The sequence below is a fragment of the Derxia gummosa DSM 723 genome (assembly GCF_000482785.1).
Lineage (GTDB): Bacteria > Pseudomonadota > Gammaproteobacteria > Burkholderiales > Burkholderiaceae_E > Derxia > Derxia gummosa.
Genome location: NZ_AXWS01000014.1, coordinates 291,295 through 307,238, shown reverse-complemented (window position 1 = coordinate 307,238; position 15,944 = coordinate 291,295). Strand labels below are relative to the sequence as shown.

Below are 15,944 nucleotides of genomic sequence, written 5' to 3'. Positions count from 1 at the left end.
CGCAATCCAAACCGTTCGGGAGTGAACCGTGAAAGTTTCGATGATCGGCACCGGCTACGTCGGCCTCGTGACCGGCGCCTGCCTCGCCGAGATGGGCAACGACGTCCTCTGCCTCGATGTTGACGAGAACAAGATCCGCATTCTCGAAAGCGGCGGCATCCCCATCCACGAACCGGGCCTTGACGCCGTCGTGGCGCGCAACGTCAAGGCCGGCCGGCTGCGCTTCACGAGCGACATCGCGCGTTCGGTCGCGCACGGCACGCTGCAATTCATCGCGGTCGGCACGCCGCCCGACGAAGACGGCTCGGCCGACCTGCAATACGTGCTCGCGGCCGCGCGCAACATCGGCCGACTCATGACCGACTACAAGGTCGTGGTGGACAAGAGCACCGTGCCCGTCGGCACCGCCGACAAGGTGCGCGCGGTGCTGGCCGAGGAGCTGGGCAAGCGTGGCAATCCGGTCGATTTCGCGGTCGTCTCCAACCCCGAGTTCCTCAAGGAAGGCGCGGCGGTGGACGACTTCATGCGGCCCGACCGCATCGTGATCGGCGCCGACGACGAGCGCGCCATCCTGCTCATGCGCGCGCTGTACGCGCCGTTCCAGCGCAATCACGAGCGCCTCATCACGATGGACGTGCGCAGCGCAGAACTCACCAAGTACGCCGCCAACGCCATGCTCGCCACGCGCATCTCGTTCATGAACGAACTTGCGCTGCTGGCCGAGCGCATGGGCGCCGACATCGAGCGCGTACGCCTGGGCATCGGCAGCGATCCGCGCATCGGCACGCACTTCCTGTACGCGGGCGCCGGTTACGGCGGCTCGTGCTTCCCCAAGGATGTGAAGGCGCTGATCCATACCGCCGCCGGCGAAGGCCAGCAGCTCGAAGTGCTCGGCGCGGTCGAGCGCGCCAACGACGCGCAGAAGCGCGTGCTCGGCCAGAAGGTGCTGCGCCGCTTCGGCGACGACCTCGCCGGCAAGCACTTCGCGCTCTGGGGCTTGGCCTTCAAGCCCAACACCGACGACATGCGCGAGGCGACCAGCCGCGTCGTCATCGACGATCTGCTGTCGCGCGGCGCGACCGTCTGCGCCTACGACCCGGTGGCCATCACCGAGGCGAAGCGCATCTTCGGCGACCGGCCCGGCCTGAGCTATGCCGACACGCCGCTCGCCGCCGCCGACGGCGCCGACGCGCTGCTGGTCGTGACCGAGTGGATGGAATTCCGCAGCCCCGACTTCACCGAGCTAAAGGCGAAGCTGCGCCAGCCCGTCATCCTCGACGGCCGCAACATCTTCGATCCGGAGTTCGTGCGCGCCTTCGGCTTCGACTACGAAGGCATCGGCCGCGCGCCGGCCGGCGAGGCGGGCGGCAATGCCGGCGCGGATGCCGGCCAGCCCGGAGCCGGCGCATGAAGGTGCTGGTCACCGGCGCCGCCGGCTTCATCGGGATGCAGGTCGCGCTGGCGCTGCTCGCGCGCGGCGATGAAGTCGTCGGCATCGACAACCTCAACGACTACTACGATCCGACGCTCAAGACGGCGCGGCTCGACGCCATCGCCGCCTCGGCGGGCGCGGCGCGCTTCCGCTTCCGCAAGCTCGACATCGCCAACGGCGCGGCGCTCAGCACGCTGTTCGCCGCCGAGCGCTTCGACCGCGTCGTGCATCTCGCGGCCCAGGCCGGCGTGCGCTACTCGCTCCAGAACGCCGGCGCCTATGCGAGCAGCAACCTGCTCGGCTTCGTCAACACGCTCGAAGGCTGTCGCCACCACGGCGTCGAGCACCTCGTGTACGCGAGCAGCTCCAGCGTCTATGGCGGCAACGCCAAGATGCCCTTCGTCGAGACCGACGCGGTCGATCATCCGGTCAGCCTCTACGCCGCGAGCAAGAAGGCCAACGAGCTGATGGCCCACACCTACAGCCATCTGTACGGCCTGCCGACCACGGGGCTGCGCTTCTTCACGGTGTACGGCCCCTGGGGCCGGCCCGACATGGCGCCGTTCATCTTCGCGCGCGCCATCCTTGCGGGCGAACCGATCAAGGTGTTCAACCACGGAAAGATGCGCCGCGACTTCACCTTCATCGACGACATCGTGGCCGGCGTGATCGGCGCGCTCGACCGCATTCCCCAGCCCGATCCGGGCTATGACCGCACGCGGGCCAGCTCGGCCGCGTCCTGGGCGCCGTACCGCATCTTCAACATCGGCCGTAGCGAGCCGGTCGAGCTGATGGACTTCATCGACGCGCTCGAATCCGAGCTGGGCTGCAAGGCCGTGCGCCAGCTCATGCCGATGCAGCCCGGCGACGTGGAAGCCACCTTCGCCGACACCTCGGCGCTCGAAGCCTGGACCGGCGTGCAGCCGCGCGTGAGCCTGGCCGAGGGCGTGAAGCGCTTCGCCGCTTGGTATCGCGGGTACTACGCGGTCTGAACGATCCACGTGGCCGGGCGGCGGGGCGGTGCGCGCAGCATCGCCCCGCGCGATCCGGCGACCGCTCAGCGAAGGCCGCTCCGCAAGCAGGCACCCGAAGTCATCCGCCCGTCCGGCCGAAACGGTGCGCGACGTTTTTCACGGATGTTTGAGTCTAGGCTCAAGGCAATTGCGCCCGGGTGGATACCGCCGGGGTACGTCCTCTGCCATCCGCCGGGCCTGACCATGACCGCCTCCCGCTCGCTGCTCAACGGAGCCTTCTGGGCCGCCATGCGTACCTGGGGCACCCGCGTCACCTCGTTCGCGGTGTTCGCGGTGCTTGCGCGCCTGCTCACGCCCGAGCAGATCGGCGAGGTCACGCTCATCGCGTCCTGGCTCATGGTGCTGCAGATGGTCTGCGACCTCGGCGTCAGCGACTACCTCGTGCAGGCGCGCGACAGCACGCCGCGCCAGCAGTCGGCGGTGTTCTGGGGCCAGTTCGGCGTGGCGCTGCTGCTCGGGCTGGTCATCCTCGCGCTGGCGCGGCCGATCGGCGCCGCGCTGCTGCCGGGCACGGACGACGCGGCCGGCATGGTCGCGGTCATGTCGCTGGTGCTGCCGCTCGGCATCCTGGCCAAGGTGCCCGAGGCGATGCTGCGCCGCCGGCTCGACTTCCAGGCCGTCGCGCTGCGCTCGATGCTCACGATGTTCATCGGCGGCGCGGTGGGCGTGGCGCTGGCCTGGGCGGGCTGGGGCGGCTGGGCGCTGGTGATCAAGACCCTGGTCGAGGCCGCTTTGGATGCGGCCGTCACCTTCGCGGTCGCGCGCTGGAACCCCTTCGTGCGCTTCGATCGCGAGTCGCTGCGCGAGCCGCTGGTCTTCGCGCGCGGCATCGTGTTCGCGCGACTGATGGAGGCTGCATACGTGCGCGCCGACGCGATCATCGTCGGCCAGCTCATGGGGCCGACGGCGCTCGGGATCTATTCGATCGGGCAGCGGCTGTTCATCGTTGCCAACGACCTGATCGGCGGCTCGCTCCAGCAGATCTCGGTGCCCTACCTCTCGCGCGTCAAGCATGATCCGGCGCGACTGCGACGCATGTTCAACCAGCTTACCGAACTGAGCTGCGTCATCACCTTCCCGGTCTTCTTCGCGCTCGCGCTGCTGGCGCCGGTGCTGGTGCCGCTGCTGTTCGGCGAGAAGTGGGGCGAGTCGGCGGTGATCCTGTCGATCCTCGCGCTCGCCGGCGCGCCCTTCGGCCTCCAGCACTTCATGTACGTGACGCCGGTGGTCATGGGCGATGGCCATCGCCTGATGCGCAACAGCCTGCTCGGCACGCTGGCCGGCCTGGTGCTGCTGTTCACGGGGGCGCACTGGGGCGTGATCGGCGTGGCGGTGGGCTTCGCGCTGCGGCCGTGGCTGGTGGCGGTGTTCGTCTCGCTGCCGACGGCTGCCTACATCCTCAAGGCCCGGCGCGGTGATCTGCTGGTGCTGGCGCTGCCGGGACTCGGCAGCAGCCTGCTCGGCTTGCTGGTGGCGCTGCCGCTCGCGCGTCCGGAACTGGGCCTGCCGACGGCCTGGCAGCTGCCGACGCTCGGTGTCGCCTTCGGCGTCGGCCTGCTCATGGGCGCCGGCATGTTCCGGCGCCGGCTGCTCGCGCTGTGGCGCGACCTGCGCAGCGGCGTGGCGACGACCGCCTGATCCGCTTCGGTGCGCGGTCGGGCCGGTCTGCCGCGCACCTGACCGATCGAGCGGCGACCGCCCGCCCGCTACCCGCCACCCGCCAGGTCGATCGCCGGATCAACTGCCGGAGTCGATCACGGAAGCAGCGCTGCAATCGTTTGCAAGCAGCCCGCTTCGCCGTGGATGGTCTGCCGCGCCGCTGCTTGCCCGCGCACTCGTGATCGCCTGCGGAGCCGCACGCGGCAGTCGGGCCTCGCCGGCCCGTGTCGCGGTCGGGCAGGCCGTGCCAGCCCTGCCAGCCCTTTGCCGCGCCGGTGTCCATCCCCGCTGGGGTCCACCCCGTTTCGCGCGCCCATGAAAAAGCCCCGCCGGGAGGGCGGGGCCGATGGATGCGCCTTGCTGCCTGAACTGCCGCGCGGCGCCGACGCGCCGGAGGCCAGGCCCCCGGCGCGTCACGGGATCACTCGCGCACCAGCTCGTAATAGAACACCGGGCCGATCCACTGGTTGTTGGTTTCGAGCGAGACGCCCAGGCGACCGCTCACGCTGCCGGTCCACATCTGGCCGATGCGCTTGCCCGACAGGTCGAGTGCGTAAAGCTTCCAGCCCGCGGTCGGACTCAGCTTGAGCTGGATGTCCGACTTGGCGCCGCGCACCAGCATCGGGAACGTGCCCCAGTCGCTGATGGTCGTCTCGGCCGAATCGGCGAACTTCATGTTCGTGCCCTTCACGTTCGACAGGTGGACCAGCAGGATGCGCTTCGAATTCACCAGGTCGGCACCGTCGAGCGACATCGCGGCGATGGTCACGCGCGGCGTCGAGCGGCTCACGTTCATGAAGTCCTGCTTCGCGATGCTGCGCTCGCCCATCACGATCACTTCCGAACGCGGCGTCGCAATGTCGATCAGCTGGTTCGGGATGTCGTAGTAGATCTGGTTGGTATCGCTCTGGATGATCCCGTTCGGCGCATCGGTCTTGTTGGACGAATCGATCTTGCCGGTCTCGCGGATGCGCGCGGCCATCTCGTACCAGGTCGGATCGCTCGTGCCCTGGTAGGCGGCGCGGACGGTCGGGGTGAGGTCATCGGCGACGCGGTGCGGTTCGCGGATCTCGGCCGGCTTGTCGGCCGCGGCGCCGAGCCAGTTCTTGTTGCCGTCGGTCAGGCTCGGATCGATCAGCTCGACGCCGTTGACGAGGGCGCGCTTCAGGAAGTGACCGCTGTACGACATCATCCAGGTGGCGCCGTACTTGTAGTTGTTCATCTCGTCCGGGCGCAGGGTGTAGGCCACCTTGTAGCGCGCCTTCGACACGTCGCCGCGGCGGAACAGCATCGTCGCGATGCGGTCGTTGGCGACGTTGATCGGGTCGCCCCAGACCATGAAGCTCTTCATCGAGCGCAGATGCTCGTAGTAGGCGTTGGTGTCGTAGCTGGTCGCGTCGGTCAGGTAGGCGAACGAGCACAGGCCCTGCCAGTCCTGGTGCGCGGCGATCGCGCCCACCACCGCGCCGGCTTCGTGGCGGTACTTGTTCCAGTACACGTCCGAGGTCTCGGTCAGGTACAGCGGCTTGCCGTACTGGTTGAGCATCGCGGCCTTGGTCATGTAGCCGAACATGCTGTCGAACAGGCTGGTGTGCTTGATCGAGCCGCCGATGCCGTAGGCGCTCGGATGGTCGTTGTACGTGTTGAAGCTGATGGCGCTAAGAGGCATCCGCGATTCAGCTTCCATCCAGCTGTTGCGCACGTTGTACTGGCTGTAGGTGCCGGTGTAGCCGAGGCTGGCCAGATAGTTCATCTGCCAGGTGGTCGTGGCCTTCTCGGTCGCGGCGATGAAGGCTGCGAAGTCGGCTTCGCGCTGCGTCTTCGACGACGAGTAGGACGGCATGTTGATGGTGGCGTTGCTCAGGCTCTCGGTCGAGCCGATCGACACCTTGGCCCACGCGGTGCGCCAGGCAGTGTCGGTGCCGTACTTGGTCTTGAGCCAGTTGTTCCACAGCGGCTTGTAGGCGGACGGGAACACGCCCGAGAAGCCGGCGATGAAGGCCATCGGGTTCTCGTTGACGCCGACGATCATCTTCAGGTTCGTGTCCTTGATCATCGGCTTGCCCAGGTAGGGGTTGGTCGTGCCGAGGATCTTGTTGACCGCCGTCTTCCAGTTGGTACGGAAGGCATCGCTCGTGTTGATGAGCGTCTTGGCGTCGCCTTGCGAGGTGGCCGATTCGTTGTCGGTGCCGCCGCCGGCCATGTAGCCGTTGGCGCTCGAGATGATGTCGATGCTGTAGCCCATGTTGCGCTTGCTCAGCTCGGCCACCATGCGCCACAGGCGATCGAGCTTGTCGGCGTCGATCTGCACGTTCGAGGTCGCGTTGACCGTCATGAGGCCGGCTTCGACCAGATGCAGGCGCACGAAGTTGAAGCCGCGACGCTGGAGTTCATCGACGGTGGCGCTGGCGCTGGCGGCGGTGCTGGGCATCGGCGCGGTCGGCAGCATCCAGGCCGCGCACATCGACTTGCTGTTGTAGTTGGCCAGGGCGGTCGAAAAGTCGAGCGCGCTGCCCGGCACGACGGCCAGGCTCTGCGTGCGCAGCGGATACCACTGTTCGCCGTAGGCGGCGAAGGTCGAGTCGACGGTGGTGGCGGCGGCCGAGGCGGCCTTCACCTTCGGGTCGAGCATCGGACCCGCGTCGCTCACTTCGACGTCATTGATGGCGGGATCGACGGTGCGGCCCACGGCCTGGGCGCTCGCGACCGAGCTGAGATTGGAGCTGCTGACCGACGTGTCGCCGCCCGAGCCACTGCACGCGCTGAGGGCCAGGAGACACAGGGAGGCGGCTGCAACCGCCGTCAACCGGAATGCGTTCTCGAACATGAGGGGGAGTCCTTTTGCCTGTGGGATGGAATTGCGACTGCCCGGTTCCATCTGGTGAACAGCGCGGCCTTGAATTCGGCCGGGAGCGAATCGCGACAGGGCGCAGTTATACGGCGCGGACGTTGAAGCTCGATTGACGGGGAATTGGGGCCTGAATTGATCAGCCCACGGAAATTAGGAATCAGGATTAGAAGGGATTAGGAGTTATTGTCGTGATTAATAAAAAGGCACGGAAACGCGACTCGGGTGCAATGGCAATCGTCTGTCGGCTCGGCGCAAAGCAATCATTAACAGCAACCAAACAACAGCAAAAAAACGGGTATTTCCGTATCGCAAAATAATTTTTTGCCACAAACTAGGGTTAACCCTATAGAGACGCGGCCTTGTCAGTGCGTCTCGAGTATTTCTTCACCCGGATAGGTTGTTTCCGGTGAGCGGTGCGTGATCGAGGATGAACGGCAATTCCGAAGTTTTCGTTTGAATTGCAAATGCTCGCTTCCTTTCAATTGGCGGAGTTTCGGGCGAGGCGCAGTCCGCTGAATTGCCAGCGAGCGCTCGCTGGAAAGAAATTCCGATAGCTGGAATTGACATGCCCCGGCGGGGTGACGACGGATCCGCCGCGCAGCACCTGCTGGCCGACCATGAACTTGCCGTTGTATTCGCCGACCGCGCCGGCCGCGGGCTGATAGCCGGGATAGGGCGCATAGGCCGAGGCGGTCCATTGCCAGACCGCGCCCTCCAGATCGGCGAAGGCTGCCGGATCGGCGCGCGCAGCGGCTTCCCATTCGGCTTCGGTCGGCAGGCGGGCGCCGGCCCAGCGCGCATAGGCATCGGCCTCGTAATAGGACAGGTGGCAGACCGGGGCGTCGAGATCAAGCGGGCGGGCACCGTGCAGCGTGAATTCGCGCCAGCCGGCATGGGGGCGGCCGACGGAATTGGCGCAGCCGGTCTCGGTCTGCATGCCGGGCGGCAGCCAGTAGAGCGGATGGCGCCAGTCGGCACGGCGCGCCAGATCCCAGCCTTCGGCGAGCCACCAGCGCGGGTCGTCGTAGCCGCCGGCCTCGACGAAGGCGAGAAACTCGCCAGCGGTCGTGCAATGGCTTGCAAGCTCGTGCGCCTCGAGAAAGACGCGATGGCTCGGGCCTTCGTTGTCGAAGGCGAAGCCGTGGCCGTCATGGCCGATGCGCGCGAGGCCGGCGGGGCGGGCGATCCAGCGGCGCGGCGGGCGGGCGGGCAGCGCGGAGCGGTTCGCGGCCCAGGGCGGCGCGGGCTTCCAGGCTGGCAGCAGCGGGTTCTGGAACAGCAGGTGCTTCACGTCGGTGACGATCAGTTCCTGATGCTGCTCTTCGTGGCGTAGACCGAGTTCGACCAGAGCGAGGCGGTTGGCAACCTCGGGGGTGGCCGGCGGGCGGGGGAGCGTTGCGTCGGGGCCGGCGTGGCGTGGCGCGGTGCCCGGCGAGGCGATGGCGGGCGCCGCGGCGTCGGCGAGCAGGCGGTCGAGGCGCGCATCGACGCTGGTGCGCCAGTCGAGCACTTCCGCCAGCGCGGGGCGCGTGAGCAGGCCGCGCCGGTCGCGCGCGAAGGGGCGGCCGAGCGCCTGATAGTAGGAGTTGAACAGCGCGTGGAAGGGCGGGCGCGGGCCGTCGAGCACGAAGGTCTCGAAGAACCAGGTCGTATGCGCGAGATGCCACTTGGCCGGGCTGGCGTCGGGCATGGATTGGGCGCCGCAGTCCTCGGGCGTGAGGTCGGCCACGAGCGCGACCGTGGCGGCGCGCACGGCACGCAGGCGGGCGGCGAGATCGCCGGTCACGGCCGGGCGGGTGTCGGTGTGGAGGGTGCCCGTCGGCGCGGACGGATCGGCGGGCGTCTGACAGGCTGGCATCGGGCGACGTGAGGAAGGCCGCTCAGGCGGCGCGTGCGTGCACCACGGCGAACTGGCGCGCTTCGTCGAACCAGGCATCGGCCAGATGCCAGCCGGCGGCGGCGAGCAGGCGATCGAGATCATCGGGCCGGTACTTGTGGCTCGACTCGGTGTGGATGCGGGTGCCGAGCGGATAGAAGTGCGACCGGCCGCGCCAGCTCACTTCCTGGTCGCGGCGCGCTTCCAGGTACATGTCGATGCGCGATTGCTGCGGATTCCAGCGCGCGAGATGGCGCCAGTCGCTGGCGTCGAAATCGGCGCCGAGCAGCCGGTTGGCATGCAGCAGCAGGTTGCGGTTGAAGGCGGCGGTGACGCCGAGCGGATCGTCGTAGGCGGCTTCGAGGCGCGGCGCGGGCTTGACGAGATCGGCGCCGAGCAGCAGCCGGCCGTCGTCGCCGGCCTGGTCACGCAGCCGGGCGAGCAGGGTGACGGCGGCCTCGGGCGTGAAGTTGCCGATCGACGAGCCGGGATAGAAAAACAGCCGGCGCTCGGGCGCGATGTCGGCGGGCAGCCGGAAGTCGGCGGCGAGGTCGACGCCAAGGCCGATCACGTCGATGGCAGGCCAGTCACGCGCGAGCCGGCGCAGCGCGCCGGCCAGATAGCCGAGCGAGATGTCGAGCGCGACGTACTGGCGCGGCGCGAGGCAGCCGAACAGCGCCTCAGCCTTTCGGCAGTCGCCGGCACCGAGGTCGATGAGGCTGCGGCCAGCGCCGAGGGCACGGCAGATCTCGTCGCGGTGGGCGGCGAGGATGCGGCCCTCGACACGCGTCGGGTAGTACTCGGGCAGGGCGGTGATGGCGTCGAACAGGCGCGAGCCAAGTTCGTCGTAGAGAAATTTCGGTGAGACGCAGGCCGGCCGGGAGCTGAGGCCGGCGTCGAGTTCGTCGGCCAGGCGGGCCGGATCGAGCGTGGCGAGGCTCATGAGCCGGGGGCGCGACGGCGACCGTACCGAGCGCAGCCGGGGCGGCTCGGCGCCGGGCGGCGCGGGTGGGAAGGCGGGCAGGGCATCGCGCTGGGAAAGTGCGGTCGGCTGCATCGGGGCCTCGTCTCTTCGTTGGGCTTGGAGTGGCGCGGGAGTGCCACGGACGCAGACTAGGCGGCGCGGCGGCGCCTGCCTGTAGGACGACCGGCCGTGCCGCTTCGGACGGAATCCGACGCAGGACAAGCATTTTCCGGTGCGACGCAGCGGACGGTTCTGCCCGCCTATACTCGGGCGCATGAACCTCCTGCGCCGCTGCCTGCTGCTGTTGCTGCTCGTCGCCCTGCCTGCCCAGTCGGTGCTGGCGGCGGCCGGCTGGCATTGCGCGGTCGCCTGGCGCGCCGCGGCGGCGTCCGGCGTCACGCTGGCGCCGCATGCCTTGCATGCGCTTGCAAGTGACGTCGGCATGGTCGAGGCGACGGCGCCGACGGCGCACCCGCATGCCCACGGCAAGCCCGCCGCCGCGTCCGACACCGCCGGCGGCGCCCCCGACACCCCCGCGTCCGGCAAGCCCGCGCCCGACGCGGCGCGCGGCAACGCGCCCTGCTGCGCGACCGCCGTGCTGCCCGCCGGCTTCGTCACGCCCCAGCCGCTGCCGCGCTCGCGCGCCGCCGCGCCGGGGCTGCCGGCCGCCTATCTCGACCCCTGGCTTGCGACGCCCCGCAAGCCGCCCCGCCTCATCGCCTGATCGCGCCCCACGCGCCGCCGGCCTCGCTCCCGCGGCACCGACCGATCTCGCTGAGGATTCCCCTTGTTCCCCATCCCGCCCCGGCGCCTGCGCGCGACGGTGGTGGTCGTTGCCTGCGCCCTCGCAGGCTGCGCCGCCCCGCGCCCCGACGCCGCCCTGTACGACCTCGATGCCGACGTGCGCCTGCGCACCGGCCATGACCTCGGCGCCACGCCCGCCAGTCTCGCGGTGCCGGCTGACGCGTCCGCCCTCCGGGCATCCGCCGCCGTTGCGCCTGCCGCCGCAGCGGGCGCCATGCCTGCCGCCGCCGTCATCGGCGACTCGCCGCTCGACGTCGACACCGCCATCGCCCTCGCCCTCGCGCGCAACCCCGGCCTGCGCGCCGATCTGGCCGAGCTACTCGTCGCCGATGCCGATCTCGCCCAGGCCAGCCGGCTGCGCAATCCGCAGTTCGGCTTCAGCCGGCTCGTCAACAGCGAAGGCGTCGACATCGACCGCAGCGTCATGTTCGACCTCGTCGGCCTGCTCACGCGCGGCCTGCGCCGCGACATCGAACAGCGTCGCTTCGACCGCGCCCGTCTCGTCGCCGCCGACGCCGCCGTGCGGCTCGCGCTCGACACCCGGCGCGCCTGGATCGAGGCCGTCGCCGCGCGCCAGGCGCTCGTCTACGCGCGTCAGGCCGTCGAAGCCGCCGAAGCCTCGGCCGAGCTGGGCCGGCGCATGGTCGCCGCCGGCAACTGGCCCAGGCTCTCGCTGCTGCGCGAGCAGGCCTTCCTCGCCGACACCCGCGCCCGCCTGCAACGCGCCGAACTCGCCGCCACCGCCACGCGCGAACGGCTCGCGCGGCTGATTGGGCTGGAGGATGTGCGTCCCGCCGGCATGCCCGCGCGAGGCGAGGCGCCAGGTACCGCCGCGCTTGCCGCCGGTGCCGGCCCGCAGGCCGCCGAGCCGTTCCCCCGCCTGCCCGACCGCCTGCCGCCGCTGCCCGTCGCCGCGCTCGACCTGCCCCATGCCGAGCAGACCGCGCTCGACAACCGCCTTGACGTGCAGGCCGCGCGGCTCGACGCCGAAGCCGCCGCGCGCGACCTCGGCCTCGCCCGCGCGACGCGCTTCATCAACGTCGCCGAGGTCGGCTACATCAACCGCAGCAAGCCCGGCGAACCGCGCGCCGACGGCTACGAAATCAGCCTCGAACTGCCGCTTTTCGACCAGGGTGACGCCCGCCGCTCGCGCGCCGAGGCGCTGTACTGGCAGCGCTTGCAACGCACGGCGCAACTCGCGGTCGACGCGCGCTCCCAGGTGCGCGAGGCGCATGCGCGCTACCGCGCCGGCTGGCAGCTCGCCGCTCGCTACCGCGACGAACTGCTCCCGCTGCGCCAGCAGATCGCCGAGGAGAACCTGCTGCGCTACAACGCGATGTTCGTCGACGTGTTCACGTTGCTCGTCGATGCGCGCGAGCAGATCGAGGCCGTCACCGGCGCGATCGAAACCGAGCGTGACTTCTGGCTCGCCGAGGCCGACCTCCAAGCCGCGATCGGCCGGCCGCTGCCCGCCGCGCCCCCGGTCGCCACCGCCCCACGATCCGCGTCCGGCGAGGCCCCGCCACCGCCCGTGCCGGCCCACGATCACGCGCACCCGCAACCCGCTCCGGAGCACGACCATGCCCACTGACCGCCGTAGTTTCCTCGGCGCCGCCGCGCTGCTGGGCGCCGGCGCCGTCAGCCGCGCCGCCCAGGCCGCCGTGCCCGAGGCGCCCACGCAAGCCTCGCCGCTCACCCAGCCGCCGCTCGAACCCTCGGCCGGCCGGCCCTACAACCCGGTCGTCACGCTCAACGGCTGGACGCTGCCCTTCCGCATGAACAACGGCGTGAAGGAATTCCACCTCGTCGCCGAACCCGTCGCGCGCGAGATCGCGCCCGGCATGGTCGCCAACCTCTGGGGCTACAACGGTCAGTCGCCCGGCCCGACGATCGAATGCGTCGAGGGCGACCGCGTGCGCATCTTCGTCACCAACAAGCTGCCCGAGCACACCACGGTGCACTGGCACGGCCTGCTGCTGCCCAACGGCATGGACGGCGTCGGCGGCCTCACGCAGCCGCAGATCCCGCCCGGCAAGACCTTCGTGTACGAGTTCACGATGACGCGCTCGGGCAGCTTCATGTACCACCCGCATGCCGACGAGATGGTGCAGATGGCGATGGGCATGATGGGCTTCATCGTCGTCCATCCAAAAGATGCACGGAAAATGAAGGTTGACCGCGACTGGTGCTTTCTCGTCGCCGCCTACGACATCGACCCCGGCAGCGCCACGCCGCGCGTCATGACGATGACCGATTTCAGCCTCTGGACCTGGAACTCGCGCGTCTTCCCGGGCATCGACCCGCTGGTCGCGCGCACCGGTGAGCGGCTGCGCATCCGCATGGGCAACCTCACGATGACCAACCATCCGATGCATCTGCACGGCGCGGTGTTCGAGGTGGCCGGCACCGACGGCGGCTGGGTGCCGAAAAGCGCGCGCTGGCCCGAGGTCACCACCGACCTGCCCGTCGGCGCGATCCGCGCCATCGAGTTCAACGCCGACTTGCCCGGCGACTGGGCCTTCCACTGCCACAAGTCGCATCACACGATGAATGCGATGGGCCACGGCGTGAACCTGCCCGTCGGCGTCGATCAGCGCGACATGCTCGGCAAGCTGCGCCGCCTCATGCCCGACTACATGCCCATGGGCGGCGCCGGCATGGCCGAGATGGGCGATCCGCGCATGAGCATGCCCCTGCCCGACAACACCCTGCCGATGATGACCGGCCAGGGCCCCTACGGCCCGATCGAGATGGGCGGCATGTTCACCGTGCTCAAGGTGCGCGACGACCTCCCGCGCGGCAGCCACGCCGATCCCGGCTGGTATCGCCACCCGCCCGGCACCGTGGCGCGCGAATGGACCGGCCCGCTGCCCGCGAGCGTCGAGGCACCCGCGCCGTCAATGCCCGCCACGCTGGACGCGGTCAAGCCCGGCGGCAGCGGCCACGGCGGCCATCAGCACTGACTTCTCCCGCAAAGGAAACCCGAACATGAAATCCAGCTTCTTCCGCGCGCTGCCCGTCGTGGCCGCGCTTGCCTTCGTCGCCGCGCCGCTGCATGCCCAGCAGGCCGCGCATGACCATGCTGCGCATGGCGCGACGGCTCAGGCCGCCGGTCAGGCGGCTGCTCAGCCGATCTGGGTCGCCGGCGAGGTGCGCAAGGTGGATGCGCGGGCCGGCACGGTCACGATCCGGCACGAGCGCATCCCCAATCTCGACATGGACGCGATGACGATGGTGTTCAAGGCGAAGCCGCCGGCGCTGCTCGACGGCCTCAAACCCGGCGACAAGCTGCGTTTCACCGCTGCCATGGCCGACAGCGAACTGGTGGTGACGGCGATCGAGCGTTGAACATGCCCGGACCGGCCGGCACGCCGCAGGCGCGCTGGCCGGTCAGCTTCGGTGGGCGACGTGCCGGGCACACGGGCAGCTGCGGTGCGGCGCGCCGCAATCGCGCGCCCGCTGCCGCGCCGGCCTCACACGCGCTTGCCGATGCGCATGCACAGCGCGAAGAACACGCCGATGTCGTAGGTGTATCGCTTGAGCAGACGGCGCGGCTCCAGCATCAGCCGGAAGGCCCATTCGAGATGCAGCTTCTGCACGAAGGCCGGTGCGCGTGCCTTGCTGCCCGAGAGGAAGTCGAACAGCGCGCCCACGCCGATCGTGAGCGGCACCTCGAGCCGGTCGCGGTTCTCGATCATCCAGCGCTCCTGGCGCGGATTGCCGAGCGCCACCAGCAGCAGGTCGGGCTGGCATTGCGAGATGTCGTCGATGATCTGGTCATGCGGGATGCGCCGGCCGTAGCCGTCGGCATAGCCGCACACCACCACGTTGGGCAGCGCCGAGATGCGCCGCACCGCGCCGGCCACCGACTCGGGCGCCGCGCCGTACAGATACACGCGCGTCGGCTTGGGCAGGCTCTGGAGCAGGGCCGGCGTCAGGTCGGTGCCGTTGAGGTTGTCGACGAACTTCTCGCCGTGGATGGCGAGCGAGGCAAGGTCGAGGCCGATGCCGTCGTTGGCGATCAGCACGTCGGGCTCCTGCATCGCATCGCGCAGGTCCTGGCATTGCACGACGAAGTTGGTGTTCGCGAACACCAGCGCCGTCTTGATGCCCGCCGTCATGCGTGCGGTAAGCAGGCCGATCAGCTCGGCCGACCGGCAGTTGAGGATACGGAAGCCGCCAAGCGGGCGGGTCGGGAACTCGGCGGGGGTCGGCATCGCTGGCGTCCGTCGGGGCGGTGGAGAGTGGGGCTGCTGAACTTCTTGGCGCGGCGCGATTGGGAGGTGTCGCGCCATCGTTGTTGCGCGGATTTTCGGGCAGCCTCAGCCACGCGGCGCAGACTCGCCCGACCGACGGCGCAAACCGCCGCTTGCCCTCGAAAAAGCGCCGTTCGCCCGCCGATCGGCTGCCGTTGAATCTTCCGGATCGCTTCATGGAGATGTCCTTTTCCGGCCTGCCGGCCCGCCTCTGGCTGCCCTCGCTGCTGCTCGCGCTGGCGGTACCGGCGCTTCTGTGGCCGCGCGCGCGGCGGGTCGGCTGGGGGCTGGCGGGCGCCGGTTACGGCGTCGCGGCGCTCGACGGCCGACTGGGCGCGCCGGCGCTGGCGGCGCTCGCGCTCGCCGGGCTGATCACGTTCGGATGGCGCCGGTTGGCGGTCGCAGGGCCGGCCGGGCGCGTCTGGCTGCCGCCGCTGGCCTTCGGCCTGATGGCACCGGTGCTGCTGCTGCATCGCTGGCCGGGTTTCGACAATGCGCGCGTGCTCGCGCCGACGCGGCTGACGCCCGATGCGCTGCCCTTTTCCTTCCACTTCAACCTCGACACGCCGTTGCTGGCGCTGACCTTGTTCGCGGGCTGGGCGCCGCTGCGCGCGGCGGCGGCGCGGCCCGGCTGGCTGGCGGCGGGGCTGGGCTGGGGCGCGCTGACGGCGGCGCTCTGCCTTGGGGCGGGCGTGGCGGCCGGCGCGCTCGGCGCGGCGCCGAAATGGCCGGCCTTCGGCCCGGCCTGGCTGGTGGCGCAGATCGGCGGCACGGTGTTCGTCGAGGAGACGCTGTTTCGCGGCGGCCTGCAGGCGGCGCTGGCGCGGCGGCTCGGGCCGATGCGCGGGCTGCTGCTGGCGGCGCTGGTCTTCGGTCTGGTCCATGCGGCGGGCGGGCCGCTGCTGGTGGTGCTCGCGGCGCTGGCCGGCCTGGGCTACGGGCTGGCCTGGCAGCGCGGCGGACTGGCGGCGGCGATGCTCGCGCACCTGCTGCTCAACCTGCTGCACTTCGGTCTGCTGACCTATCCGGCGCGGGCCTGAACGTGGCGGGCGGCGCCCGCGCGGGCCA

12 protein-coding genes are annotated in these 15,944 nt (G+C 70.0%); 8 read left to right on the top strand and 4 right to left on the bottom strand.

Features of this window, described 5'->3' with window-relative positions:
- The first annotated feature begins 28 nt into the window (after window positions 1-28).
- The 3 genes from H566_RS25400 (at window position 29) to H566_RS0114745 (ending at window position 4,104) form a co-directional block, all read left to right on the top strand.
- Window positions 29-1,411: a UDP-glucose dehydrogenase family protein gene (locus H566_RS25400; protein ID WP_051378804.1), complete on the top strand. Its 1,383-nt coding sequence runs from the start codon at window positions 29-31 to the stop codon at window positions 1,409-1,411.
- Window positions 1,408-2,424, top strand: coding sequence for an NAD-dependent epimerase (locus tag H566_RS0114750; protein ID WP_028312035.1), 1,017 nt, complete (start codon window positions 1,408-1,410; stop codon window positions 2,422-2,424). Before H566_RS25400 ends, H566_RS0114750 begins: the two co-directional genes overlap by 4 nt.
- Before the next feature lie 225 nt (window positions 2,425-2,649).
- Window positions 2,650-4,104 carry a lipopolysaccharide biosynthesis protein gene (locus H566_RS0114745; protein ID WP_028312034.1) on the top strand — a complete coding sequence of 485 codons (1,455 nt, stop codon included), beginning with the start codon at window positions 2,650-2,652 and terminating at the stop codon, window positions 4,102-4,104.
- A gap of 442 nt (window positions 4,105-4,546) precedes the next feature.
- Here H566_RS0114745 and H566_RS0114740 read toward each other — a convergent pair whose 3' ends face one another.
- From H566_RS0114740 to egtD, 3 genes are all read right to left on the bottom strand, one after another.
- On the bottom strand, window positions 4,547-6,952 hold the full coding sequence (locus H566_RS0114740) for a hypothetical protein (protein ID WP_028312033.1): 2,406 nt from the start codon (window positions 6,950-6,952) through the stop codon (window positions 4,547-4,549).
- 502 nt (window positions 6,953-7,454) lie between these two features.
- Complete coding sequence (gene egtB, locus H566_RS0114735) at window positions 7,455-8,834, bottom strand: ergothioneine biosynthesis protein EgtB (protein ID WP_084545135.1); 1,380 nt, start codon at window positions 8,832-8,834, stop codon at window positions 7,455-7,457.
- A gap of 22 nt (window positions 8,835-8,856) precedes the next feature.
- Window positions 8,857-9,909, bottom strand: a complete 1,053-nt coding sequence (egtD, locus tag H566_RS0114730) for an L-histidine N(alpha)-methyltransferase (RefSeq protein WP_245591366.1) — start codon at window positions 9,907-9,909, stop codon at window positions 8,857-8,859.
- A 181-nt stretch (window positions 9,910-10,090) separates the two neighbouring features.
- Here egtD and H566_RS0114725 point away from each other — a divergent pair, with 181 nt between their 5' ends.
- The 4 genes from H566_RS0114725 (at window position 10,091) to H566_RS0114710 (ending at window position 13,968) form a co-directional block, all read left to right on the top strand.
- Entirely contained in the window at window positions 10,091-10,540 is a 450-nt protein-coding gene (locus tag H566_RS0114725) for a hypothetical protein (RefSeq protein ID WP_028312030.1), read from the top strand.
- A 63-nt stretch (window positions 10,541-10,603) separates the two neighbouring features.
- Entirely contained in the window at window positions 10,604-12,211 is a 1,608-nt protein-coding gene (locus H566_RS25395; RefSeq protein ID WP_051378803.1) for a TolC family protein, read from the top strand.
- Window positions 12,201-13,583 (top strand): multicopper oxidase family protein, encoded by a 1,383-nt coding sequence (locus H566_RS0114715; protein ID WP_028312029.1) that lies wholly within the window; start codon window positions 12,201-12,203, stop codon window positions 13,581-13,583. The genes H566_RS25395 and H566_RS0114715 overlap by 11 nt, the downstream gene beginning before the upstream one ends.
- Window positions 13,584-13,608: 25 nt before the next feature.
- The gene (locus H566_RS0114710) at window positions 13,609-13,968 is read left to right on the top strand and encodes a copper-binding protein (RefSeq protein WP_028312028.1); all 360 of its coding nucleotides are present in this window, start codon (window positions 13,609-13,611) and stop codon (window positions 13,966-13,968) included.
- Between the two features lie 125 nt (window positions 13,969-14,093).
- Here H566_RS0114710 and H566_RS0114705 read toward each other — a convergent pair whose 3' ends face one another.
- Complete coding sequence (locus H566_RS0114705) at window positions 14,094-14,837, bottom strand: WecB/TagA/CpsF family glycosyltransferase (protein ID WP_028312027.1); 744 nt, start codon at window positions 14,835-14,837, stop codon at window positions 14,094-14,096.
- A 215-nt stretch (window positions 14,838-15,052) separates the two neighbouring features.
- Here H566_RS0114705 and H566_RS0114700 point away from each other — a divergent pair, with 215 nt between their 5' ends.
- Complete coding sequence (locus H566_RS0114700; RefSeq protein WP_051378802.1) at window positions 15,053-15,916, top strand: CPBP family intramembrane glutamic endopeptidase; 864 nt, start codon at window positions 15,053-15,055, stop codon at window positions 15,914-15,916.
- Window positions 15,917-15,944 lie beyond the last annotated feature (28 nt).

Coding starts and splice junctions, on each gene's coding strand:
- H566_RS0114750 (WP_028312035.1), top strand. CDS start 1,408: ATGAAGGTGCTGGTCACCGGCGCCGCCGGCTTCATCGGGATGCAGGTC.
- H566_RS0114745 (WP_028312034.1), top strand. CDS start 2,650: ATGACCGCCTCCCGCTCGCTGCTCAACGGAGCCTTCTGGGCCGCCATG.
- H566_RS0114740 (WP_028312033.1), bottom strand. CDS start 6,952: ATGTTCGAGAACGCATTCCGGTTGACGGCGGTTGCAGCCGCCTCCCTG.
- egtB (WP_084545135.1), bottom strand. CDS start 8,834: ATGCCAGCCTGTCAGACGCCCGCCGATCCGTCCGCGCCGACGGGCACC.
- egtD (WP_245591366.1), bottom strand. CDS start 9,909: ATGCAGCCGACCGCACTTTCCCAGCGCGATGCCCTGCCCGCCTTCCCA.
- H566_RS0114725 (WP_028312030.1), top strand. CDS start 10,091: ATGAACCTCCTGCGCCGCTGCCTGCTGCTGTTGCTGCTCGTCGCCCTG.
- H566_RS0114715 (WP_028312029.1), top strand. CDS start 12,201: ATGCCCACTGACCGCCGTAGTTTCCTCGGCGCCGCCGCGCTGCTGGGC.
- H566_RS0114710 (WP_028312028.1), top strand. CDS start 13,609: ATGAAATCCAGCTTCTTCCGCGCGCTGCCCGTCGTGGCCGCGCTTGCC.
- H566_RS0114705 (WP_028312027.1), bottom strand. CDS start 14,837: ATGCCGACCCCCGCCGAGTTCCCGACCCGCCCGCTTGGCGGCTTCCGT.
- H566_RS0114700 (WP_051378802.1), top strand. CDS start 15,053: ATGGAGATGTCCTTTTCCGGCCTGCCGGCCCGCCTCTGGCTGCCCTCG.